The organism is Streptomyces collinus Tu 365, assembly GCF_000444875.1.
GTDB lineage: Bacteria > Actinomycetota > Actinomycetes > Streptomycetales > Streptomycetaceae > Streptomyces > Streptomyces collinus_A.
In genome coordinates, this window is sequence record NC_021985.1 from 819,811 (window position 1) to 841,565 (window position 21,755).

Genomic DNA, 21,755 nt, shown 5'->3' on the forward strand with positions numbered 1-21,755 from the left:
GCGCTCCCGCGCTCAGCGCGCTCAGTGCACCCAGTCGCCCGGGCCGCCGCCCCGCCACTCGATCCACTCGGCGCCCACCACGTCCTCCGGTTCCACGTCCTCCAGGCCGGCGCCGCGCAGGAACTCGACGACGTCGATCACCGTGTACGCCATCCCCACGAAGGAGCCGGCGACGCGGACACGGCGGCCGCCGTCGGGTGCGGGGGGGTACACGACGACCTGGGGCATGCCGTCACCCTCGCCCGGGCCGGGCGGTGCCGCACCCGGTGGACCGCCGTTCGGGCCGGTGGTGACATCACGGGCGGGAACGGGGGTACCCGCGACTGGCGGAGGTCCCTTATGTTCGAGGCAGGAGATATCCGTGAGTGGCGGGGTCACGAGGTGGTGGACCCGCAAGGCCACAAGATCGGCGTACTGGAGTCGGTCTACGTGGACACGGCGACCGACAGACCCTTCTTCGCGACCGTGACGGTGGGGCTGCCCACCCGTCGCCGGCTGGCGTTCGTACCACTGGTCGGGGCGACGGTCGGTCCGGGCTATCTGAAGGTGGCCCACAGCAAGGACGTGGTGAAGAAGGCACCCGCGATCGACACCGACGGCGAGCTGCGTGCCACGGAGGAACCGGGTGTCTTCGCGCACTACGAACTCGACTACGCGCCGGGCGGCGGCGGCGAGCGGCGTCTCGCCCGCCGCTGACGGCACCCTGGACGTCGGGAGGTCCGATGAGTCTGTTCCTGCTGCTGATCCTCGTCGCCGTGGTGCTGGGAATCATCGGATTCGCCACGCACGGCCTGTTCTGGCTGCTGATCATCGGCGCCGCCGTGCTGGTCGTCGACCTCGTCTACGCCGGTACGCGGCTGCGCCGGGGCGGCGGAAGGAAGCACCGCCTGGCCCGCTGAGCCGACGGGCGCTCCGGTCGCCGGTCCCGCTCGGGGCCGGCGACCGGGCGTCCGGAGGCGGCGCCGCCGGTCAGCCCAGCCCGAGGACGGACAGGGTGCGCTCCGCCATCCGCCGCTCCCCCAGGGCGTTGGGGTGCACCGGGACGATGTTCTGGCCGAACAGCAGCGGTTCGATCCACCGTGTGCCGGGGGCCTCGCACGCGTCGTGGCCTTCGGACGCCTGGGCGAAGTCGACGTAGGTCGAGCCGGTCTCCGCGGCCGCCCGTGCGACGACGGCGTTGAGGTGGGTCTGCAGGGCACGCAGGTACGGCACGTCGCCCGAGGCGATCGGAAGCTGGGCGAAGCAGGCCGGGTCGGCCGTCGCCGGCGTGATCCACGGGTAGCCGAGCACCGCCACCCGGGCGCCGGGCGCCTTGGCGCGGACACTGTTCAGGGCGGTCTTGAGCGCGGGGTAGGTGTGGGCGTCGATCGCGTCGTCGAACGAGGTGCCGTACTTGTCCTTGCAGGGGCTGCCCTTGCCGCCGCTGAGGACGCCCGCGGTGCCGCAGGCGAGCATGGCGTTGATGAAGGTGCCGTTGTCGTTGCCGCCGATCGTCAGCGTCACCAGGTCGGTGTCCGCGGCGACCGCGTCCACCTGGGGTGCGACCCCCGGGTACTGCGCCTGGGTGAAGTCCTTGGTCTGGGCGGCGCCGCAGGTGACGTCCGTCAGCCGGGCTCCGGTGCGCGCGGCGATGACGTGCGGGTAGTTGGCCGTGGAGCGCAGACACAGCAGGTTGCCGAGGTCCACGGGCAGGACGCCCGAGGCGGCGCTGTAACTGTCGCCGAGGGCGGCGTACTTCAGGGGGGTGGCGGCGTGGGCGGGGCTGCCGGTGACGCCGGTGACGCTGAGGGCCAGCGTTCCGGCGGCCGCAATTGACGCGGCCATGACACGGCGCAGGATGGGCAGGGGCATGGTGCTCCCTCTTCTCGGGACGGGGACGCGGAGGCGTACGGGCGGGGGCGCCCGGGGCGTGCTGGTTCGCGAGAATGCGGCGGCTCGAGCAATGGGAAGTACCGGCCGACGGGACGCGGGCCGGGCGAAAGAGCGCACGTCGACGGCCGTGGAGACCGGTGGCGGGATTACCGCTCGGTTCTACTGATAGGTAATGTGCGGGCGCCGGACGGGCACGTCAACAATGTTGACCGAACTTCTTGAAATCCTGACCGCCCCCGGGGGACGGCGGCGTGCCGCCTATGCTGAGCCGCATGCCGCAGACCGGTTCCGGTTCCACCACCCGCGATGCCATCCACACCGCCGCCGCCCGGCTCTTTCGCGACCAGGGGTTCGCCCGGACCACCGTCCGCAGGATCGCGGCGGACGCCGGGACCGACCCGGCGCTGGTGATCCGTCACTTCAAGAGCAAGGAGCTGCTCTTCCTGGAGACGATGCACCTGACCATCGACGACGAACCGCTGCTCGACGTGCCACTGGAGGAGTTGGGCGAGCGCCTCGCCCAACTCCTCCTGGAGCTCGACGGATCGGCGCGGGGCATCTTCCTGGCCCTCGTGCGGGGCAGCAACGAGGCCCAGATCCTCGACCGGCTCCGGGAGACCCACGAGAAGGTGTTCGTCGAGCCGCTGCGCGGGCGGCTGTCCGGACCCGACGCCGACCTGCGGGCCCGGCTGGCGGCGTCGCTGGCGGGAGGGCTGCTGTACGCGCTGTGGGTGGCCAGGGACGAGAGCCTGCTCCGGACCGACGGCAAGGAACTCATCGCCCACTACGGGGCGCTGTTCCAGGAGATCCTGACGCCCTGTCCCTGAGGTGCCGAGCCCTCCCGCTCGAGGCCCGTCGTCGTGCGCCCGACGGGAGGACCCCCTCCAGGATCAGGTGTTCGTCCAGTGTTCCCGGCCCTGGGACGACCCGAGACTGCCTCTCATGACGAACGAAGCGCCACCCCGGAGACCGGGCGCCACCACGGCCGGAGCCCTCGCCCGCCGTGCCGCCGCCGAGGCGGTCGGCACCGGGCTGCTGGTCGCGGTGGCCGCCGGCTCGGCGATCCAGGCCACCCGGCTGTCGCAGGACGCCGGTGTGCGGCTGCTCGCCTGCTCGCTGGCCGGCGCCCTCGGCCTGGGGGTGCTGGTCACCCTGTTCGGGCCGGTGTCCGGTGGTCACCTCAATCCGGCCGTGACCCTGTCCGCCTGGTACGCCGGCCGCCGCCGCGGCGCGGGGCCGACGCCGCGGGAGGTCGCCGCCTACCTACCGGCGCAGACGGCCGGTGCGCTCGGGGGTGCCGTGCTGGCGGACGCCATGTTCGCGCGGCCGCTGCTGCGGCTCTCCACGCACGAGCGGTCCGGCGGCCACCTGTGGCTGGGCGAGGCCGTCGCCACGGCCGGTCTCGTCCTGCTCGTCGTCGGCCTGGAGCGCGCCGGCCGGGCCCGGGCCCTGCCGGCCGCCGCGGCCGCGTACACGGCGGCCGCCTGCTGGTTCACCTCCTCCACGGCGTTCGCGAACCCGGCGGCGACCATCGGCCGGGCGCTGACCGACACCGCCGCCGGCATCGCGCCCGGCTCCGTGCTCCCGTTCGTCGCCGCCCAACTGCTCGGGACGGCGGTCGGCTTGGGGACCGCGACCGTGCTGTTCGGGCGCCGGGCCCCGGAGGGGGACGGCGGCGCCGGCCCCGCCCGGGGCCCGTGCGGGCCCGGCGCCGTCCCTCCCCGCCCGGTCCGGCGGGACCCCGCTCAGCCCAGCCTGAACTTCTGCGCCGCCGATCCGTTGCAGTCCCAGATCTGCAGCCGGGTGCCGTTGGCCGTGGCCCCGCCGGGCGAGTCCAGACACCGCCCGGACTGCGGGTTCAGCAGCGAACCGTCCGCCTGCTGCACCCACTTCTGACCACCGACCCCGTTGCAGTCCCACAGCTCGACCTGCGTACCGTTCGCCGTCCCGTTGCCGACGACGTCGAGGCAGCGGCCCAGCGTGCCGAGCGAGGTGTCGGAGCGGTGGAACCAGTGCTGGTCGACCGCCCAGGACTGACAGTCCCACAGCTGCACGGCGGTGCCGTCGACCCCGGTGTCGTCGGCCGCCACGTCGACGCACTTGCCGCCCGGACCGGTGACCGGGGCGCCGCCGCCCACCGAGAACTTCTGCGCCGCCGCGCCGTTGCAGTCCCAGATCTGCAGCCGGGTGCCGTTGGCCGTGGCCCCGCCGGGCGAGTCCAGACACCGCCCGGACTGCGGGTTCAGCAGCGAACCGTCCGCCTGCTGCACCCACTTCTGACCACCGACCCCGTTGCAGTCCCACAGCTCGACCTGCGTACCGTTCGCCGTCCCGTTGCCGTCGACATCGAGGCAGCGGCCCAGCGTGCCCAGGGAGCCGTCGGCGTTGTGGGTCCAGTGCTGGTCCTCGGCATAGGTCTGGCAGTCCCACAGCTGCACGGCGGTGCCGTCGACCCCGGTGTCGTCGGCCGCCACGTCGACGCACTTGCCGCCCGGACCGGTGACCGTCCCCTGCGGCCCGTTGGGCACGTCGGTCTGCCCGGTGTAGCCGACCGAGACGATGTTCGCCTGCACCGCGTTCTCGGCGGCGTCCGTCGGATAGCCGGAGACCATCACGCCCTCGAAGAACGTGCCCCTGTTCCAGTTGCTGTTGTCGCCGCCGATGCCGAGGATGATGCCGCCCTCCTGGTGCATCGGCTGGTAACCGCCGCGCGTCGGCAGGGCGCCGTCCCACCACGTGGTCAGTCCCCCGGACCGCGCGTCGCCGCCCTTGAGGGCGTACCGCGTCTGCCCGTTGTTCTTGAGCACGGCGGTGACGTACGTGCTGCCGTTGCCGCGGTTGGCGGTGTTAGAGCCGTTGTCCCCCTGGAACATGCCGTTCTCCAGGTCCGCCTCGACCCAGGGTCCGGAGCCGGTGCAGGGCGCGAAGTAGCAGGTGGTCGCGATGCTCACGGCGTCCATGTGACCGTTGCCGGTGTCGGCCGGCGCGCTCTCGGCGTTGCCGTAGTCGAAGCAGCAGGCGGAGCCCACGTGGGTGCCGCTGGCCACCATGTAGGCGCCTTCGGGCTGCCCGTTGACGGCCACACCCGAGGCGACGCCCGTGTAGCGGTAGCCGACGCCGGGCGAGATCCACACGCCGTAGACCTTGTGGCCGCCGGCGGTGACCGCGATCTCACCGGCGTCCGCGCCACGGTCCGCGCCCATGCCGGCGGTGCCGGCCGGCCCCGGGGTCAGGTCGTTGTGCCGTGCGGTCTGGTCGTAGATCCGGGTGATCCGGCAGGTCGTGCCGCCGCAGAAGGTGTCCTGGCGTCCGGCGTCCGCGTAGCCGCCGGCCGCCAGCAGGCCGATGTCGGCCTTGGCGCCGTCCGAGGCCCGGGTGACCTGGTACAGGGGACCGGCGTAGCCGGCGAACAGCGCGCGTACCGTGCTGTGCGCGGCGACGCACGGGGTGCCGGCGCCCCCGTAGATGTCGCAGGGCAGGGAGCCGGCGGCATGCGCCGGCCCGGCCACGCCGACCAGGGCACCCAGCAGGAGTGCCAGGACGGCAAGGATCGATCTCTTTCCGCGCATCGTCTGCTCCTCGAAGGACGGGACGTGCTTGAACGGGCGGACGTGATAGTCGAGTCCGGGACATCACATCGACCGCTGCGGAAGGTACGGACCATGGTGGGTCACGTCAAGATTTGTTGCTTCCCCCTTATTTAAAGTCGTGTACGTGTCCTGAATTGTTGCTTCCCGGTGGTTCCCGAGGCGGCCGGCCGCTCAGTGCACCGGGGCGGAGATCTCGCGCTTGAGGATCTTCCCGCTCGGGCCCATGGGCAGCGCGTCCACCAGCCAGAGCCTGCGCGGGTACTTGTACGCCGCCACCCGGTCCCGCACGTACGCCTGGAGTTCCTCCGCGCTCGCCCCGGCCCCCGGGCGCAGGACGACCGCCGCCGCCACCTCCTCGCCCAGCCGCTCGTCGGGCACACCGACGACCGCCGCCAGGGCGACCGCGGGGTGCTCGTGCAGGACCTCCTCGATCTCCCGCGGGTAGACGTTGTAGCCGCCGCGGATGATCATGTCCTTCTTGCGGTCGACGATGTACAGGTAGCCGTCCTCGTCCCGCCGGGCCAGGTCGCCCGTGCGCAGCCAGCCGTCGGGCACGGTGACCGCGGTCTCCTCCGGGCGGTTCCAGTAGCCCTTCATCAGATTGGGCCCGCGCACCACGAGTTCGCCGACCTCGCCCGGGGCCACGTCGCGGCCGTCGTCGCCCAGCAGGCGCACCTCGACATCGCGGATGGGCGTCCCGATGGACCCGGGCTTGCGGGGGCGGTCGGGATGGTTGAAGGAGACGACCGGGCTGGTCTCGGACATGCCGAAGCCCTCCAGCACCATGCAGCCGAACCGCCGCTCGAATCCGTGCAGGATCTCCACCGGCAGGGACGCGCCGCCCGAGACGCACATGCGCAGGGTGGACACGTCGGCGTCGGCGGCACCCGGGTGCTGCAGCAGGGCCGCGTACATCGTGGGCACGCCCTCGAAGACGGTCGCACGGTCGCGGGCGACGGCGTCCAGCACGGCCTGCGGGTCGAACCTGGGTATGAGGGTGAGCGCGGCGCCGCTGTACACGGCGACGTTCATGGTGCAGGTCTGCCCGAAGATGTGGAACAGCGGCAGACAGCCCACGATGACGTCGTCGGAGGTCAGCCGCTGCACGTGGACGACGTTGACCTCGGTGTTGTGGCGCAGTCCCGCGTGGGTGAGCGCGGCACCCTTGGGCCGGCCGGTCGTCCCCGAGGTGTACAGCAGGACGGCGACGTCGTCACCGGCGACCGTGGCCACCTCGGGCCGGGGCTCCAGACGCGTCAGTTCGGCGGCGAAGGCGTCGGGTTCGACGGCGATGCGCCGCACACCGGCCGCCGCCGCGCCCTGGGCACCCTCGCCGGGCGCCTGGTGCCACTCGAAGAGCAGCACGGCGCCGGAGTCGCGCAGGTGGTACTCGGTCTCCCGCTCCTTGAGCAGCGGGTTCATCGGTACGACGATGCCGCCGGCGCGCAGCACGGCGTAGTACAGGACGACGAACTCGGGCACGTTCGGCAGCATCAGGGCGACCCGGTCGCCGGTCCGCAGGCCCTCGGTGCGCAGCAGGGCGGCGGCCTGCGCGCTGAGCCGGTCCAGTTCGGCGTAGGTGGTGGTCCGCGTCCCCAGCCGCAACGCCGTGGCGTCGGGCCGCTCGCCCGCGGTCTCGGAAAGGAACTCCGCCAGATTCGCCATGATGCCTCCTCGCATGCATGTCCGCTGCGCGCGCCGGGCTCCCCCGCCGACGCTCACGGCATGGTGTCCTCGGGCCGGACGAAGATCCATGGCCGGGCGGACAGCGTGGGGCGGCCGGGATTGTCCCGGGCGACAACAAGCACCTCGTACGCTGCGGCTATGAGTCTGTCGGAGGTGAGCGCCGCCCTGCGGGCACGGCTGCCGGAACTGGGCGAGCGGATGGCCGTGCGCATCCGCGCGGAGGTCGAGGCGTACGCGGACGAGTCGCTGATCCCGTTCGTGTCGCTGCGGGAGTCGTGCACGGCCAACGCCGACCAGCTGCTGGGGCGGTTCGCGCTCGACGCGGAGCCCGACGTGGGGCCCGCGGAGCGGACCGGCCGGCTGCGGGCCGAGCAGGGGGTGCCGCTCGCGGACACGCTGCACGCGTACCGGATCGGGTTCGGCTACCTGTGGGAGCGGATGGTCGACGAGGCCCGGCGGCACCCGGAGGTCACGGATGCCCATCTGGTGGCCGGATCCTCCGAGATCTGGGCGCAGTTCGGGCGCTACGCGGAGGCGGTCGCCGCGGCCTACCGCGAGGCCAGCGCCGAGCTGGCCCTGCAACGCGAGGCGCGCCGCTCGGCGCTGGTCGAGGCGCTGTTCACGGGCGCGCTCGCGGACCGCACGACGCTGTGGGAGACGGCGCGGCAGCTCGGCCTGCCGGAGCGTGGCCCGTACGCGGTGGTGGCCGCCGCGGTGCCCGATCCGGGCGGGGAGCCGCTGCCCGGGATCGAGGGCGCCCTGCGCCAGGCGGGTGTGCCCTCGGCCTGGCGGCTGCTGCCGGACGCGCAGCTCGGGCTGCTCTCCCTCACCCACCCCGACTCCGAGTCGCTGATCGGGCGGGCGCTGCGGCGGGGTTCGGCGCGGGTGGGGGTCAGTCCCCGGTTCGACTCGCTGCGTGACACCCCGCAGGCCCTGCGGTTCGCGCGGCTGGCACTGGCCGGGCTCCCGGGCGAGGGGCCGGGGGTGGCCCGCTTCGACGACAGTCCGCTCGCCATGCTGGTCGCCGCCGCCCCCGCCGAGGCCGCCCGCCTCGTCGAGACCGTGCTCGGCCCGGTCCTCGAGCTGCCGGCTCCCGAGCGGGCGCGGCTGCTGCACACGCTCGGACACTGGTTCACGCACGGGGGCGTCGCCACCGAGACGGCGAGCGGGCTGTTCATCCACCCGAACACGGTGCGCTACCGGCTCCGCAGGGTGGAGAAACTGACGGGACGTTCGCTCTCCGATCCCGCCGACCTGGCCGATCTCGGCGCCGCCCTGCACACGCTCCGGCTCGTCCCGCGGCCGGCGGGGCGACGTGAGCAGCGTTCGCCTCGGTAGCAGGACGCCCCGGACGGTGACGGAAAGTGGTCGTGAAGGTTTCCGGTCGGCCGGTGAGATTATTCGTGACTTCGGGGCACTAGAACGGGAGGAATGCTGCTACCCGGCAGGAGGCACACCATGATCGCCCTCGGCATCATTCTGCTCATAGTCGGCTTCATCACCGGCATTTCCATCCTGTGGACCATCGGCATCATCCTCGTGGTGGTGGGCGCGGTCCTGTGGATCCTGGGCGCCATGGGGCACGCGGTCGGGGGCCGCCGGCACTACTGGTAGGCACCGGGCGCGCCGCGGCACCACGGCCTGCGCTCCCCCGGCGACCGCCACGGCGGCGTGCGGTATCGTCGCTTGACGTGAACACCGGATCGGCGCCACGCCACGCACGGATCGGCAACCCGGTGGGCGGCTGATCACCCGGCGGGTGCGCAGGACGCACCCCCTCGGTCCGGCACGCGGACCTCCCGGCACTCGCGCACCGCGAGTCCGTCTCCCGTGTCGAACACCAACGAGGTCAGCCGAGTGACAGTCACGTTCAACCACACCATCGTCGCCGCCAAGGACCGCAACGAGTCCGCCCGGTTCTTCCGGGAGTTGCTGGAACTCCCGGAAGCGCCGTCCTGGGGCCCCTTCACCAACGTCCAGCTCACCGACGGCGTACTGCTGCAGTTCGCCGAGCCGCCGGTGGAGATCCAGATGCAGCATTACGCGTTCCTGGTCGACGACGAGCTGTTCGACCGCGCTTACCGGCGGCTGTGCGACCGCGGGATCGAGCACTGGGCGGATCCGCAGATGCGCCGCCCGGGCGAGACCAACGACGAGCACGGCGGCCGGGGCGTGTACTTCAAGGATCCGGCCGGCCACGCGATCGAGCTGATCACCCGGCCGTATCTGTGACCGGCCGCTGGTCAGAGCCTGGCGCCGAAGTCCTGGGTCCACCAGGGGCCGCCCGAGCCCCGGTGGACGCCGACGCCGATGTCCTTGAACGAGCAGTTGAGGATGTTGGCACGGTGGCCGGGGCTGTTCATCCATGAGTCCATCACGGACTGCGGGGTCTGCTGGCCCTTGGCGATGTTCTCCCCGTACGTGGACCAGCGGTAGCCCGCCGCGGTGATCCGCTGGCCGGGGTCGGCGCCGTCGGGGTTGGTGTGCTCGAAGAAGTTCCGCGCGGCCATGTCGTCGGAGTGGCCCTGCGCGGCCTTCTCCAGTTGCGGGTCCTCGGTGACGGGCCCGCAACCGGCGGTTGCCCGCTGCTGGTTCACGAGCGCGACCACCTGGTCGACGGTGTCCGAGGACGTCGGTGTCGCGTCAGGGGTGGCGGCGGCGGTCGGCGTCGGGCGGACCGGGTGAGCGGGTGCCGAGGCGCTCTTCCTCACGGGCGCGGGGGCCTTGGGCGAGGCGTGCTTCTTCTTGTGGGCGGACGGCGAAGCGGACGCGGTCGCGGAGGCCGAGGGCGACGGCGTGGGCTCCTCGGCGCGGGGCGCGGAGAGGTCCACCACCGCATCGCCCGCCTCGCGCGCCGCGGTCGGCTCGTCGTTCGCGGCGCCCGCGCCGGTGCCGAAGTACCACAGCCCGCCGCCCGCGACACAGGCCGCCACGACGGCCCCGCCCACGGCCCGGCGCCGCAGGCGCCGACGGCGGCGGGCCTCGCCCCGGGAGGCCGTTTGGCCGCGGGCGGCGCCGCGGCGCCCGCCGCCGGAGGCGGCGTCGGCGGCGGGCCGGCCCTCGGCGGCCTCGGCCGGGGACGCCGTCCCGGCCAGGGCGAACCCGTCGGCCGGACGCGTCCGCGCGAGCAGCGCGGTCGAGACGGCCACCAGGGCGAGGCCGGCCAGCAGGCCCTCCGCGGGCAGCAGACCGCTCCACAGCCCCGAGCAGCGCACGCATCCGCGGGCGTGCCGGGCTATGCGCTTGCGCCACAACGCCGAGGGGACGCCGTCCCAGGCGGCCAGCACACCGCGGAGCTCCTCGCACGGCGGCTGCGCGTCGAGGGCGCGCACCACCACACGGGCCGCCTCCAGTTGCGCCTTCATCCGCTGCACCCGGACCGCCGTGTGCGGGGGCGACAGCTCCAGGGCCGCCGCGACCTCGGCACGGGTCAGCTCTCCGGCGCACTCCAGCCACCACAGCGACAGCAGTCCCCGGTCGTCCGGCTCCAGCCAGCGGGTGGCGCGCGCGGTCTCCTGGCGCTGGCCGGACAGTTGCAGCTGCACGATGGTCAGGTCGACGAAGTCGGCGCCCGGATCGGCGAGGTCAGCCGCCTCCTCGACGGTGCCCGGGGCGAACTGCCGGTGCTGCCAGTGGGTGCGGACCTGGTTCATGGCGATGGCCACCAGCCAGGAGCGGAAGCTCTCGGGAGTACGCAGGCCGCCCAGCGCGTCCAGGGCGCGGAGCATGGTCTCCTGCACCACGTCGTCGACATCGACCGAGCCGTTCAAAGCACGTCCCACGATGTTGTAGACCAGCGGGAGGTACGCACTGACCAGGGCGTCCTGGGCGTGCGGGTCGCCCGCCCCGGCAGCGGTCACCAGTGCCGCCGACTCCGTCGCGTGCTGAGTACTCATCTGAAGCTTCCCTGTCCTCGATGCCGAACGCTGCTGTCCGATATCTGGGAGACCGCTCGGCGAGGCCCGGATAACAACTTCTTCGGAGACTCGTTCGAGTTCGTTCGACGAGAGGGTCGTCGCACCGGCTCACGACCGCAAGGAGACAGATCACAACGGCCCGGCCGTGAACCGGCGTCAGACCGGCGTCGTCCTCTGGTATCCGGCCGGCGGGGCCGTGCCGGTCAGGCCGGACGGCGGAGCGCGTCGCCCGGGGCCGAGGAGGCGTGCCGGTGCCCGGTCGGTGAGCGGCGGCGTCGCCTCGGACCGGGTGCGTCGGGCCGCCGGCTCGCCGCGGAAACGCCGGGAGACCGGAGCGTGGCCCGGGCCGCCTGCCGACCGGCACACAACGGGCCTGTGGGCCGTGGTCGTTCGAGGCGACACCGACTGCTTCGCCCGGGCGCATCTACGTCGAGGGGCGCGGGGCCGCCCTGGACCGGCACGACCCGTGCGCCGCGAGACACAGTCGGCCGGACGACGGCGGGTCCGTCCGCCGGCGGACACACGACCGGTCCACCGGCCCCGGTTGTCGGCAGCGGAGCCGGCTAGGCCGGCCCCGGTGTGTCGAGGTCGAGGGCGGCCGTGTGCAGGGCCGCCGACACGCGGGCGACCGCTTCGGCCGGTGGGTGCGGAAGGCGGGCCAGGAGCAGGCGGCGCTGTTCCTGCGGGCCCCCGCGGACCGGCAGGACCCGTACGCCGGGCGGGACGGCGGGAGCCAGGGCGGCCGGCACGGTCGTCAGACCGCAACCGGCCGCCACGAGATGCAGCTTGGCCAGCCAGTCCCGTGCCGTGAGGACGATCTCCGGCCGCTCGTCCAGACCCGGCCAGACGCCCAGCAGCCGGTCCTCGCCCGAGGAGGAGCCGGCGATCCAGCGCTGCCCGCGCAGGTCGGCGACGTCGGCGAAGTCGCCTCGGGCCAGCGGATGGGTGGCGGGCACCGCCAGGCGCAGGGGGCGCTCGCTGAGGGTGCGCAGCACCAGCGGGGGCGACTCGGCGTCCGGCGGACGGAACGGCGGCGCCGACGCCAGCACGGCGAGGTCCAGGCTGTCGGCGCGCAGGGCCCGGACCAGCGCCGGCGTGCTGCCGCCCTCTCGGCCCGAGACGTGCAGGTCCGGGTCGGTGCGGCGCAGTGCCGTCAGGGCCCTCGGCACCAGCACGGCGCCGGCGCTCGGGAACCAGCCGAGCCGGACCGTGCCCGCCTGGCCGGGCAGACCGGACAGTTCGCGCGCGGTCGCGTCGATCTCGCCGAGCACGACCGTGGCTCGGCGCAGGACGATCCGGCCGGCCGCGGTCGGCCGTACGCCGTCGCGCCTGCGCTCCAGCAGCTCGGCGCCGGCGGCCCGTTCGAGGGCCGCGATCTGCCGGGACACCGCCGACTGGGTGTAGCCCAGGGTGCCCGCGGCCGCGGTGAAGGTGCCCTGTTCGGCCACCGCGCGCAGGACGCGCAGTGCCGTGAGCGAGACATCCGTGAAGTCCATGACGACTGCGCATACTAGCGGTGCCGAACTCTCGTTGGACGCATGGCATCCGGGTTCCTAGCGTGGTCCGCATGAACGCATCGCGCATCGCCCTCGTCACGGGCGCCAACCAGGGACTGGGCCGCGCTCTGGTGGAGGGTCTCGCGGCCCGCCTCGACCCCGCCGACCTGGTGCTGCTGACCGGCCGCGACCCCCGGCGCGTCGCCGAGGCCGCCGACGAGGTGTCCCGCCTGCCGGGTACCCGCGGCCGGGTCCTGGGCCGGGTCCTGGACGTCACCGACACCGACGCCGTCGGCCACCTGGCCGGTGAACTCCGGGACGAGTACGGCGGGGTGGACGTCGTCATCTCCAACGCGGTCGCCCGGGTACTGCCCGACGAGTCGCAGGCCGCGCGCGCCGACGAGTTCATCGACGTCTCCAACGCGGCCACGCACGCGGTGCTGCGCTCCTTCGGGCCGGTGCTGCGCCCGGGCGGCCGGCTGCTGGTCGTGGCCAGCAGCCTGGGCACGCTCGGTCACCTGGACCCGCGGCTGCACCCCTTGTTCGACGGCGCGAGCCTGGAGCAGGTCGAGCACGCCGTCGAGTCCTGGCGCCGCGCCGTCCGCGACGGGACCGCGGCCGAGGCGGGGTGGCCGCGCTGGCTGAACGTGCCGTCCAAGGTGGCCCAGGTCGCCGCCGTCCGCGCGGTCGCCGCCGGACGGCGGGCGCACGACCTCGCGGCCGGCACCCTGATCGCGTCCGTCTGCCCCGGCATGGTGGACACGGCGACCTCCCGCCCCTGGTTCAGCGACTACAGCCAGGCCCAGTCGCCCGCCGAGGCGGCCCGGACCGTGCTCGGTCTGGTGTTCGCCGACGGCGCCGATCCCGCCTTGTACGGCGAACTCGTCCGCTTCGGCGAGCCGCTGCCCTGGCCCCAAGGCGCGCCCCTGGTGGAGCAGGACCGGATGCTCAGGCCGTGACGGCGGCCGGCCGGGCCGGACGCTCAGGGCTCCCGGTGCTCGTGCGCCGCACGCTCCAGTGCCTCGGCCTCTGCCTCGGCCAGCCGGGTCTCCGCCGCCACGTCGATCGAGCGGGTCAGGAGCCAGTACAGCAGCGCGGCGATCGGCAGCCCGACGAACAGGGAGATGTCGGCCCCGCCGAGCGCCCGGGCGGCCGGGCCCACGTACAGGGTGCCGACGGAGAAGAACGGGATCATGCAGACGAAGCCCACCAGGTAGGCGATGATGCCGTGCCACCCCCAGCGGCCGTAGATGCCGTTCGGGTTGAAGATCTCGGCGATGGCGTAGTGCCCGCGGCGCACCACGTAGTAGTCCATGAGGTTCACCGAGGTCCACGGGATGAACAGGTAGAGGACCAGCAGCAGGAAGTTCTCGAAGTTGTCCAGGAAGTTGGAGGTGGCGGCCAGCGCGCCGATCAGGGACAGTGCGGCGGTGAGGCCGAGGGTCAGCAGGCGCACGGCGAGCGTCGGCCGCACCCGCTTGAACGAGTCGATGGCGCTGATGAGGGTGAGGGAGCCGCCGTACATGTTCAGCGCCGTGACGGACACCAGCCCCAGCGCCGAGAAGAGCAGCACGACCGCGCCGAACCCGTCGAACACCTTGTCGCCGGCGGCGTTGATGGACGTGATCGTCTCGAAGCCCTTGCCGGACCACGCCGCCAGCAGCGCGCCGAGGACCATCAGCCAGATGCCGCCCAGCGCGGAGCCGAAGTAGGTCCAGTAGAAGGTCTTGCGGACGGTCACGTCCGGCGGGAGGTAGCGCGAGTAGTCCGAGACGTAGATCGCCCAGCTGATCTGGTAGCCGGCCACCACGCCGAACTGGGCCAGGAACGGCGTCCACTTGAAGGCGCCGAGGTCGAAGGAGCCGGGCGGGTAGTGCAGGGTGACCAGGACGCCGACGGTGAAGACGCCGAAGATGACGAGGAAGGTGTAGGTCAGGATGCGCTCGGCCCGGTGGATGATGTCGTAGCCCACGAGCGCGATGACCAGGGCGATCACCGTGACCACGATCACCCAGAGGCTGACTGAGCCGTGCAGGGTGGTGTGCAGGGCGTCGGCGGCGAGGCTGCTGTTGAAGACGTTGAACCCCGCGTACTGCACATAGGCGAACAGCCACACCAGGAGGGCGCCCACGTAGCCGAACTGCGGCCGGGACTGGATCATCTGCGGCAGGCCGAGCTGGGGCCCCTGGGCGGAGTGGAAGGCCATGAAGAAGGTGCCGATGACGGTGCCGGCCACGATGGCCAGGAGCGACCAGATGAGGTTGCCGCCCTGGGTGATGCTGACCAGCCCCACCGCGAGGGTGGCGATCTGCGCGTTCGACATGAACCACAGCGGGCCGAGGTGCCAGAGCTTGCCGTGCCGTTCGTTCAGGGGGACGTAGTCGATCGACCGGACCTCGAGACCGGAGACCCTCGGCTCCGCTGATGTGCTCATGACGCCTCCCGGACCCCGGTGTGCCTGCCTCGTCACATTGTCCGGCCCTGTTGCCCTGCTCACAATTCCCACGGAAACGGTCTCTTCGTGGCAGCGGTCACTTCGCGCGGCGGGCGATTTGTTTACGTTCGCAGTCCTGTGTCCCCGCACCCCGAACTGCCGAGGCCCCTGACGATGGCGTACCTGACCCGCTTCCTGCCGCAGCCGCGCACCCCGCGAGGCGACCGCCCCCGGGCCCGGGGCGCGGCGGCCACCGGTCTGCTCGCGGCCACCGCCTCGGCACTGCTCGCGGCCGGCACGCTCGGCCTGGCCCAGCCGGCCGCCGCGGCGCCGGCCGGCTCCACCGCGAGCGGGTCCACGGCGGCCTCCTTCCCCGCCTCCGTGGGGGCGAAGGGCGAGGCGCGGGTGACGGCCGCGGTCTTCGACCTGGACGCGCCGGGCCGCGGCCCGGCGGTGTACGGCACCGACATGCCCTACGACACGGCGAGCATCATCAAGGTCGACATCCTCGCCTCGGTCCTGCTCAAGGCGCAGGACTCCCGGCACGCCCTGACCGCGAAGGAACGCGCCCAGGCCGAGGCCATGATCGAGCACAGCGACAACGCCGCGGCCAACGCCCTGTGGCGGCGCGTCGGGCTCGCCCCGGGCCTCAAGGCGGCCAACAAGCGGCTGGGGCTGACCGCCACCCAGGGCGGCCCCGGCCCCAAGTGGGGCCTGACCAGGACCACGGCGAGCGACCAGATACGGCTGCTGCGCGCGGTGTTCGACACCGGTCCGGCGCCGAAGAAGGGCGCGGCGCCGGCGCTCAGCGACGCGTCCCGGGCCTACATCCGCACGCTGATGAGCCGGGTCGCCACCGAGCAGTCCTGGGGTGTCTCGGCGGCCGCCGGCCCCGGGGCGGCGCTGAAGAACGGCTGGCTGCAGCGGGACACCACCGGGCTGTGGGACGTCAACAGCGTCGGCCGGATCACCACCGGCGGCCACCACTACCTCGTCGCGGTCCTGTCCGACGGCAGCACGTCGATGAAGGACGGTGTCGCGCTGGTGGAACGCGCGGCGCGGGCCGCCGTCTCCGCGACGACGGCCCACTGACGCGACGACGGCCCGCTGACGGTGCCCTGACGGCGTGCTCACGGCCCGCTGACGGCAGGGCCGCGCGACCCGCCGACGGCGGCCGGGGTCAGGAGGGCCTCACCGCCGTGACCGCGGTCGCGGTGACCTTGTTGTCGCACTCCGCGAACAGACCGTCCGACAGGGCGACCTGGTGGGCCCCGGCCCCGGGCAGGCCGACCACCAGCGTCGGGTAGGCGACGGGCTTCGCGCCGGACACGCAGTAGCCGTCGCCCTCGCCCTGCACCTGGACGAAGGTCAGCTTCACCCACGCCTTGCCGCCCGGCGCCACCCGCACGCTCGCCGCGGTCCCGGTGGGCGTCACCGTCAGCGGGCGGTTGTGCTGCGGGGAGCCGTTCCCGGCACCGGCCACGGTCGGGTGTCCCTCGAGGGTGCACGCCTTGCCCGAGGTGTTGGCGAACTGGATCACCGCCGACCCGACGCCGGTGCCGGACGGACGGTCGGCGGCCTGGTAGGCCGACGCCTCGAGGGCCGTGGCCGCACAGGCGGGCACCGTGCCGCCCGGGGCGCCGGATCCGGCGGACGCGGGGGCGGAGGTCGCGGGGGCGCCGGTGTGCGCGGAGCCGCCGCCCGTGGCGGGCCGTGAGGTCTCGGCGGCCGGGGTCGCCGGGTGGCTCGCGGTGGCCCGGGCGGTGGCCGTCGTCGGGGTCTTGGCCGGCGCGCCGCTCGCCCCGCCGCCGTCGCCCGGCCGGCAGGCGGTGAGCGACAGCGCGGCGGCGACGGCGGCCGCGGCGGACGCGGTGACACGGACGGTGGTGCGGTGCTGCATGGGGTCCCCCGATGATCGTTACTGCGGTCGGTACCGCGGTCGGTACCGCGTGGTCGGCCGGCTGTGAGCCGGTTCTCGCAGGCTCAGACAGACACCACCTGAACAGGGGTTCCGCCGGGCGTTCGCTGTGACGCGGCCGTGACAGGACCCGGTCCTGACCGGCACGCGGGAAGCGTGTGAGGGGCCGGCGCGAGCGCCGTGGCGGCGTGGCGTCCCGGGCCCCGGCCGGGTTCCTGGTGAGGATGGCCCCCTGGGCGATCCGATCGGGAGGCGGGTATGACGGTGAACCGAGTCGGCCTGGTCGTGCACGGCGGACGGGCACAGGCCGTGGCCGCCGGGCGCACCGTGCGCGAGTGGTGCGCCGAGCACGAGGTGGGCTGCACCGACATCGACGTGTGGCAGGAGGGCGAGCGGCACAGCTCCCGTGAGGAGATGGACGCCGCCGGCGACCCCGACCTCGTCGTCACCCTGGGCGGCGACGGCACCTTCCTGCGCGGTGCCCGGCTGGCGGCGCAGAGCGACGCCCTCGTCCTCGGGGTCGACCTCGGACGGGTCGGCTTCCTGACCGAGGTGCCCGCCTCGGCGGTGCGGGCCGCGCTGGACGCCGTACGGGAGGAGCGCATCGAGGTCGAGCACCGGATGCTGCTCACCATGCGGGCGTCGTGCCGGCTCGAGGTGCCCGAGCACATGGAGTCCATGGTGCGCTACGGGCGCGGACCGCTCCTGCCGGCGCCCCGGGTGCGGGCGGAGTGCGAGAGCGGGAACGACTGGGGTGTCGCCCTGAACGTGACCGCGCTCAACGACGTCGTCGTGGAGAAGGTGACCCGGGACCGGCAGGTCTCCGTCGGCGTCTACCTGGCCGGACGGCTGCTGGCGTCGTACTCCGCCGACGCGCTGCTGGTGGCAACGCCCACGGGCTCGACCGCGTACAGCTTCGCGGCCGGCGGCCCGGTCGTCTCGCCGCGCGCGGAGGGCCTGGTCTTCACACCGGTCGCCCCGCACATGGTGTTCAACCGGTCGGTGGTGGCCGCCCCCGACGAGCCCATCGCGTTCCGGGTGCTCGAGCGTTCGGGGCAGGCGCTGGTCAGCATCGACGGCCAGGTGCGCGGTGTGCTCAACCCCGGGGACTGGATCGGTGTGTACGCCGCGCCGCGCCGGCTCAGGGCGGTCCGGCTGGGCCCCATGGACTTCTACGGCCGGCTGCGCGAGCGCATGAACCTCACCGACGCCCCGGCCGCCCTCGCCGACGGGGACGCCGCTCCGCTGTGGCCGGTGACCTCTCCCCCGCCCGGCGACCTCGCGCACCTCGCGCTGCCGGCCGCTCCCGGCGACACCACGCGTCGGCCCTGAGACCGCCGACGCGAAGCGGAAGCTTTGGTTCCGTGACATCCCTCACGCACTCCCCGGGATCTCGGGAAGCCGCTTAGTAGACGCCGCTCTGGTGACATATGGGATTTGTCCGGCTTGGCGCACGGGCTCCCCGTGTCCGGTCCGGGGATCCGCCGCCGCCCCGGCCCGCTCCACCGGTCCACCCCGCACAGCGGGTTTCTGACGGGGCGACAGCGGGTGCGCGGGGCCCTGGGCGGCCGGTCAGCACGTCGCCCCTCCCTTGGCAAGGGCCGCGCGGATCTACTAGGTGAAGTAGTACGAAGGCCCGTTGCACATGCTGTGCGGCCCTTCTAACAATGACGACCCACAGGAAGTCTCCGCAGGTCAGGAGCGGAGTCCCCGCCGAGCCCGCCACGACGGCCGGTGCCCGGCGACTACCGGTGAGGTCACGCATGGCGAAGCATCGCAAGAAGCAGCACTACCGGCGGATGGTCATAGCCGCTGTCGTCGTGGGCGCCGTGGGCGTCCCCACGGCGGCCATGGCGTGCGGCGAGTGGCCGGGCGGGGGCGAGACCCCTGCCGTCGGCGCCGGGAACCCGGCGACCCCCGAGGCCGGCGCCTACACCGGGAGCCTCGCGACCATCGGCCAGATGCTCGAGTCCCCGGCCCAGACCCCGACGGCCGCCCCGACCCCGACCCAGGCCCGGCCCGACGGTGTCCACCACCCGGCCGAGCACCGCAGGCACCACCGGACGCACCACAGGAAGCACGTGCGGCCCGGCGGGCCCTTCTCGGCGCCGCCGAAGGCGCCGACCGCGTCGACCACCGCGCAGCGGACCAGTGCGCCGGCGCCGAAGGCCACGCCGTCCCCGAGCACCCCGAAGGCGTCCGCCCCCGCGTCCACGACTCCCGCCGCGACCGGGGTCGCCGCCCGCATCGTGACGCTCGTCAACGCCGAGCGTGCCAAGGTCGGTTGCTCGGCCCTCACGCTCAACCCGACCCTGACCAAGGTGGCGCAGGCACACAGCCAGGACATGGCGGCGCACCAGAACATGTCGCACACGGGGTCCGACGGATCCTCGCCGGGCGACCGGATCACCGCGGGCGGCTACGACTGGAGCAGCTACGGCGAGAACGTCGCCTACGGCTACGGCACGCCCGAGGAGGTCATGGCGGGCTGGATGTCCAGCCCCGGCCACCGGGCCAACATCCTGAACTGCGCGTTCAAGGAGATCGGCGTCGGTCTGGCGCAGCCGAACAGCTACTGGACCCAGGACTTCGGAACCGCCCGCTAGGCCGGGCACGACGAGCCCCGGCCCCCGTACTCATCCGTACGGGGGCCGGGGCTCGTCGTCGTGCGCGGGAGAGCGGAGGACACGCGCCGGGGCCGGGACGCGCGCGCCCGGCCCGGCGTGCGCCCTCGGGCCGGCATGCGCGCGCCCGGGCCGGCTGCGCGCGCCCGGCCCGGCATGCGCGACCGGCGGGGCACCCCCCGGGGGTGCCCCGCCGGTCGGGGCGGGCTGTCGCGGGTCGGGTTCAGCCGTCGGAGTCGGGCTTGCCGCGTGCCGCCGCGTACGCCTGCTCCGGGGTCATGGGAACCCCGCGGTAGCTGACCGTCCGGTACGGGCTGACCTTGGCGCAGGTTCTGGCCTGGTCGGCGGTCTGGGCGTGGGCGTTGGACACCGCGGCGGCAGTGTCGGCGGGCGCGGGTGAGGACGCCCCGGCGGGATACCCGGTGCCGCTCGGCCAGTCGCTGCCGATGACGAGGGTGAGGCCGCTGCCGGAGCCCTGCTTCAGCCGCCCGGCGGGCAGGCCCAGCGCCTTGGCGACGGTCGTGGCCTCGGCCTTCGCGCCGGTGCCGTAGGTCAGCGTGGTGGTGGCCGTGGGGCTCGCGGCGTTGGCGGTGGTCGTGGCGGGGCTGAAGCCCTGGTCGGTGAGCGCGGTGGCGACGGCGAGGGCGCGGCCGTTGACGGCGGTGCCGTTCTCCACCGTCACGGCGATGCGCGACGCGGGCACCGGCGAGGCGGTGGGCGTGGCCTTGGCCGTCGCCGCGGCCGCCGCGGACTTCCTGCCCGAGCCGGTCGTCAGCGACTGGTCGTGGGCGATGGTGGAGAACAGGGTCCGGGCTCCGGAGCCGACCACCACGCGGTCGCTGTTGCTCGGGTCCGGGGCCGTCTGCATCGTGGTGAAGGTCATCCGCTGCGTGGGCACCTTGTTCAGGTCGGCCGCGAGCGCGATCAGCTTCTTCACGCTGCCGAGGCCGTCGTCGACGGTCAGCGCCTTGGTCGCGGCGTCGGCGAGGCCGTAGACGGCGCCGGGGTCGGTGAGCGTGCCCGCGCTCTTGAACTTGCGGATCATCGCGCTGAGGAAGATGTGCTGGGAGACGGTGCGGCCGAGGTCGCTGCCGTCGCCGAAGCCGTGCCGGGAGCGGACGAACTCCAGGGCCGAGACCCCCTTCAGGGTGTGGGTGCCCTTGGACAGCTTCAGGTGCGAGTAGGTGTCGTAGACGTTGCGGTCGACGCAGACGGAGACGCCGCCGACGGCGTCGGACATCTTGACCACGCCGGAGAAGTCGAGCTTGACGAAGTGGTCGATGGGGATGCCGGTGAGCCGGTGGACGGTGGCCACCTGGCAGGCGGGCCCGTACTGCAGGGCGCTGTTGATCTGGCCGTAGTAACCCGCGGTGGAGCGGCCGTCGGCGCTGTCCTTGCAGGCGGGTACGCGGGTCATGGTGTCGCGGGGGATGCTCATCACGGTCGCGTTGGACCGGTCGGCCGATATGTGCACGACCATCTGCACGTCCGCGTTGCTGCCGGACTGCACGCCGGTGGTGGAGCAGCCACCGCCGAGCCTGCAGTCCGCCTTGCTGGTGCGCCCGTCCGATCCCATGACCAGGAGGTTGATCGGGGTCCGGCCGAAGGCGTCGGCCTTCTCGGTGCCGCCCTTGCCGTCGAGCGAGACGCTCCGGATGTTGCCGTTCAGATGCTGGTAGAACCACCAGCCGACGCCCGCGGTGACCATGACCACCAGGGACAGGGAGATCGCGAAAATCTTCAGCACCCGCCTGCCGCGACCGACCGTCCTGGCCCGGCGCCTCGGCCGGCCCGCGCGGGCCGCTGCCCGGCCGCCCGCGGGCCGCTCTCCGTCGGGCAGCTTTCCGTCGGGCCCTGCCGTGCGCTGCCTGGGCACGCGTGCCTCACGGCTGCGCGTGGCCTGGCCGGCCGGACCGTCCCACGGGTCGTTCATCTCCCACTCCCATGACCGGTCGGGCGCGGCAGGCCCGGCCATCGGGGTGTACGGCCGGGCGTGCACGACGGAACAGGGGTGCCGCGCGAAGGCGGGCTCCGCCTGGGTTGCGTAGTTGCGCAATCTAACAAATCCGCGCGTCGAAGAGCACGGATCCTGTGGCGATTCACAGGTGAGCGATCTCATCACGGGCGGCCCGGGAGCGCCCGAGGCAACCGGAGACGTGCCGCCGGCCGCAGAACATGTCGGCTTTCGGGCTTTTCGGCCGGGACGAAAGGGGCACGC

19 protein-coding genes and 1 pseudogene are annotated in these 21,755 nt (G+C 73.4%); 11 read left to right on the top strand and 9 right to left on the bottom strand.

The genetic code is table 11. From position 1 onward, the window contains the following. Positions 1 to 21 precede the first annotated feature (21 nt). Positions 22 to 228 (bottom strand): hypothetical protein, encoded by a 207-nt coding sequence (locus B446_RS03195; protein ID WP_020937967.1) that lies wholly within the window; start codon positions 226 to 228, stop codon positions 22 to 24. A gap of 111 nt (positions 229 to 339) precedes the next feature. Here B446_RS03195 and B446_RS03200 point away from each other — a divergent pair, with 111 nt between their 5' ends. Further along, positions 340 to 696 carry a PRC-barrel domain-containing protein gene (locus B446_RS03200; protein ID WP_043474655.1) on the top strand — a complete coding sequence of 119 codons (357 nt, stop codon included), beginning with the start codon at positions 340 to 342 and terminating at the stop codon, positions 694 to 696. Positions 697 to 722: 26 nt separating this feature from the next. Further along, on the top strand, positions 723 to 899 hold the full coding sequence (locus B446_RS39565) for a hypothetical protein (RefSeq protein ID WP_020937969.1): 177 nt from the start codon (positions 723 to 725) through the stop codon (positions 897 to 899). 70 nt (positions 900 to 969) lie between these two features. On the opposite strand, the gene B446_RS03205 is transcribed toward B446_RS39565, so the two are convergent. Then, on the bottom strand, positions 970 to 1,851 hold the full coding sequence (locus tag B446_RS03205) for an SGNH/GDSL hydrolase family protein (protein ID WP_020937970.1): 882 nt from the start codon (positions 1,849 to 1,851) through the stop codon (positions 970 to 972). A gap of 293 nt (positions 1,852 to 2,144) precedes the next feature. Here B446_RS03205 and B446_RS03210 point away from each other — a divergent pair, with 293 nt between their 5' ends. Further along, a complete protein-coding gene (locus tag B446_RS03210; RefSeq protein WP_043477459.1) occupies positions 2,145 to 2,699 on the top strand; it encodes a TetR family transcriptional regulator in 555 nt (184 codons plus the stop codon). A 115-nt stretch (positions 2,700 to 2,814) separates the two neighbouring features. Further along, positions 2,815 to 3,255 (top strand): annotated as a pseudogene (locus tag B446_RS40095) (aquaporin); the annotation flags it as partial. A gap of 362 nt (positions 3,256 to 3,617) precedes the next feature. Here the strand turns inward: B446_RS40095 and B446_RS03215 are convergent. Beyond that, entirely contained in the window at positions 3,618 to 5,441 is a 1,824-nt protein-coding gene (locus tag B446_RS03215; RefSeq protein ID WP_020937973.1) for an arabinofuranosidase catalytic domain-containing protein, read from the bottom strand. A gap of 192 nt (positions 5,442 to 5,633) precedes the next feature. Continuing rightward, the gene (locus tag B446_RS03220; protein ID WP_020937974.1) at positions 5,634 to 7,127 is read right to left on the bottom strand and encodes a long-chain-fatty-acid--CoA ligase; all 1,494 of its coding nucleotides are present in this window, start codon (positions 7,125 to 7,127) and stop codon (positions 5,634 to 5,636) included. A 159-nt stretch (positions 7,128 to 7,286) separates the two neighbouring features. Here B446_RS03220 and B446_RS03225 point away from each other — a divergent pair, with 159 nt between their 5' ends. From B446_RS03225 to B446_RS03235, 3 genes are all read left to right on the top strand, one after another. After that, positions 7,287 to 8,486 (top strand): PucR family transcriptional regulator, encoded by a 1,200-nt coding sequence (locus B446_RS03225; protein ID WP_020937975.1) that lies wholly within the window; start codon positions 7,287 to 7,289, stop codon positions 8,484 to 8,486. Positions 8,487 to 8,606: 120 nt separating this feature from the next. After that, positions 8,607 to 8,762 (top strand): DUF6131 family protein, encoded by a 156-nt coding sequence (locus B446_RS03230; RefSeq protein WP_020937976.1) that lies wholly within the window; start codon positions 8,607 to 8,609, stop codon positions 8,760 to 8,762. Between the two features lie 243 nt (positions 8,763 to 9,005). Continuing rightward, positions 9,006 to 9,380 (top strand): VOC family protein, encoded by a 375-nt coding sequence (locus B446_RS03235; RefSeq protein ID WP_020937977.1) that lies wholly within the window; start codon positions 9,006 to 9,008, stop codon positions 9,378 to 9,380. A gap of 11 nt (positions 9,381 to 9,391) precedes the next feature. Here B446_RS03235 and B446_RS03240 read toward each other — a convergent pair whose 3' ends face one another. Together B446_RS03240 and B446_RS03245 are read right to left on the bottom strand one after the other, a co-directional pair. After that, positions 9,392 to 11,044, bottom strand: a complete 1,653-nt coding sequence (locus B446_RS03240; RefSeq protein WP_020937978.1) for a sigma-70 family RNA polymerase sigma factor — start codon at positions 11,042 to 11,044, stop codon at positions 9,392 to 9,394. Between the two features lie 584 nt (positions 11,045 to 11,628). Continuing rightward, positions 11,629 to 12,561: a LysR family transcriptional regulator gene (locus B446_RS03245; RefSeq protein WP_020937979.1), complete on the bottom strand. Its 933-nt coding sequence runs from the start codon at positions 12,559 to 12,561 to the stop codon at positions 11,629 to 11,631. Between the two features lie 71 nt (positions 12,562 to 12,632). Here B446_RS03245 and B446_RS03250 point away from each other — a divergent pair, with 71 nt between their 5' ends. Then, positions 12,633 to 13,520: an SDR family NAD(P)-dependent oxidoreductase gene (locus tag B446_RS03250; protein WP_043474661.1), complete on the top strand. Its 888-nt coding sequence runs from the start codon at positions 12,633 to 12,635 to the stop codon at positions 13,518 to 13,520. Between the two features lie 23 nt (positions 13,521 to 13,543). Here B446_RS03250 and B446_RS03255 read toward each other — a convergent pair whose 3' ends face one another. Further along, the gene (locus B446_RS03255) at positions 13,544 to 14,995 is read right to left on the bottom strand and encodes a purine-cytosine permease family protein (protein ID WP_020937981.1); all 1,452 of its coding nucleotides are present in this window, start codon (positions 14,993 to 14,995) and stop codon (positions 13,544 to 13,546) included. A gap of 174 nt (positions 14,996 to 15,169) precedes the next feature. Here B446_RS03255 and B446_RS03260 point away from each other — a divergent pair, with 174 nt between their 5' ends. Continuing rightward, a complete protein-coding gene (locus tag B446_RS03260) occupies positions 15,170 to 16,087 on the top strand; it encodes a serine hydrolase (RefSeq protein WP_020937982.1) in 918 nt (305 codons plus the stop codon). 88 nt (positions 16,088 to 16,175) lie between these two features. On the opposite strand, the gene B446_RS03265 is transcribed toward B446_RS03260, so the two are convergent. Continuing rightward, positions 16,176 to 16,895 carry a DUF4232 domain-containing protein gene (locus tag B446_RS03265; protein ID WP_020937983.1) on the bottom strand — a complete coding sequence of 240 codons (720 nt, stop codon included), beginning with the start codon at positions 16,893 to 16,895 and terminating at the stop codon, positions 16,176 to 16,178. A 276-nt stretch (positions 16,896 to 17,171) separates the two neighbouring features. Here B446_RS03265 and B446_RS03270 point away from each other — a divergent pair, with 276 nt between their 5' ends. Further along, the gene (locus B446_RS03270) at positions 17,172 to 18,245 is read left to right on the top strand and encodes an NAD(+)/NADH kinase (protein WP_020937984.1); all 1,074 of its coding nucleotides are present in this window, start codon (positions 17,172 to 17,174) and stop codon (positions 18,243 to 18,245) included. A 431-nt stretch (positions 18,246 to 18,676) separates the two neighbouring features. Continuing rightward, complete coding sequence (locus B446_RS03275; RefSeq protein WP_020937985.1) at positions 18,677 to 19,519, top strand: CAP domain-containing protein; 843 nt, start codon at positions 18,677 to 18,679, stop codon at positions 19,517 to 19,519. A gap of 241 nt (positions 19,520 to 19,760) precedes the next feature. On the opposite strand, the gene B446_RS03280 is transcribed toward B446_RS03275, so the two are convergent. Further along, entirely contained in the window at positions 19,761 to 21,470 is a 1,710-nt protein-coding gene (locus tag B446_RS03280; protein WP_234967607.1) for an LCP family protein, read from the bottom strand. Positions 21,471 to 21,755: the final 285 nt, after the last annotated feature.

Excerpts from the sequence above, each read along its gene's own strand:
- B446_RS03195 (WP_020937967.1), bottom strand. The coding sequence starts at position 228 with ATGCCCCAGGTCGTCGTGTACCCCCCCGCACCCGACGGCGGCCGCCGT.
- B446_RS03200 (WP_043474655.1), top strand. The coding sequence starts at position 340 with ATGTTCGAGGCAGGAGATATCCGTGAGTGGCGGGGTCACGAGGTGGTG.
- B446_RS39565 (WP_020937969.1), top strand. The coding sequence starts at position 723 with ATGAGTCTGTTCCTGCTGCTGATCCTCGTCGCCGTGGTGCTGGGAATC.
- B446_RS03205 (WP_020937970.1), bottom strand. The coding sequence starts at position 1,851 with ATGCCCCTGCCCATCCTGCGCCGTGTCATGGCCGCGTCAATTGCGGCC.
- B446_RS03210 (WP_043477459.1), top strand. The coding sequence starts at position 2,145 with ATGCCGCAGACCGGTTCCGGTTCCACCACCCGCGATGCCATCCACACC.
- B446_RS03215 (WP_020937973.1), bottom strand. The coding sequence starts at position 5,441 with ATGCGCGGAAAGAGATCGATCCTTGCCGTCCTGGCACTCCTGCTGGGT.
- B446_RS03220 (WP_020937974.1), bottom strand. The coding sequence starts at position 7,127 with ATGGCGAATCTGGCGGAGTTCCTTTCCGAGACCGCGGGCGAGCGGCCC.
- B446_RS03225 (WP_020937975.1), top strand. The coding sequence starts at position 7,287 with ATGAGTCTGTCGGAGGTGAGCGCCGCCCTGCGGGCACGGCTGCCGGAA.
- B446_RS03230 (WP_020937976.1), top strand. The coding sequence starts at position 8,607 with ATGATCGCCCTCGGCATCATTCTGCTCATAGTCGGCTTCATCACCGGC.
- B446_RS03240 (WP_020937978.1), bottom strand. The coding sequence starts at position 11,044 with ATGAGTACTCAGCACGCGACGGAGTCGGCGGCACTGGTGACCGCTGCC.
- B446_RS03245 (WP_020937979.1), bottom strand. The coding sequence starts at position 12,561 with ATGGACTTCACGGATGTCTCGCTCACGGCACTGCGCGTCCTGCGCGCG.
- B446_RS03250 (WP_043474661.1), top strand. The coding sequence starts at position 12,633 with ATGAACGCATCGCGCATCGCCCTCGTCACGGGCGCCAACCAGGGACTG.
- B446_RS03255 (WP_020937981.1), bottom strand. The coding sequence starts at position 14,995 with ATGAGCACATCAGCGGAGCCGAGGGTCTCCGGTCTCGAGGTCCGGTCG.
- B446_RS03260 (WP_020937982.1), top strand. The coding sequence starts at position 15,170 with ATGGCGTACCTGACCCGCTTCCTGCCGCAGCCGCGCACCCCGCGAGGC.
- B446_RS03265 (WP_020937983.1), bottom strand. The coding sequence starts at position 16,895 with ATGCAGCACCGCACCACCGTCCGTGTCACCGCGTCCGCCGCGGCCGCC.
- B446_RS03270 (WP_020937984.1), top strand. The coding sequence starts at position 17,172 with ATGACGGTGAACCGAGTCGGCCTGGTCGTGCACGGCGGACGGGCACAG.
- B446_RS03275 (WP_020937985.1), top strand. The coding sequence starts at position 18,677 with ATGGCGAAGCATCGCAAGAAGCAGCACTACCGGCGGATGGTCATAGCC.
- B446_RS03280 (WP_234967607.1), bottom strand. The coding sequence starts at position 21,470 with ATGAACGACCCGTGGGACGGTCCGGCCGGCCAGGCCACGCGCAGCCGT.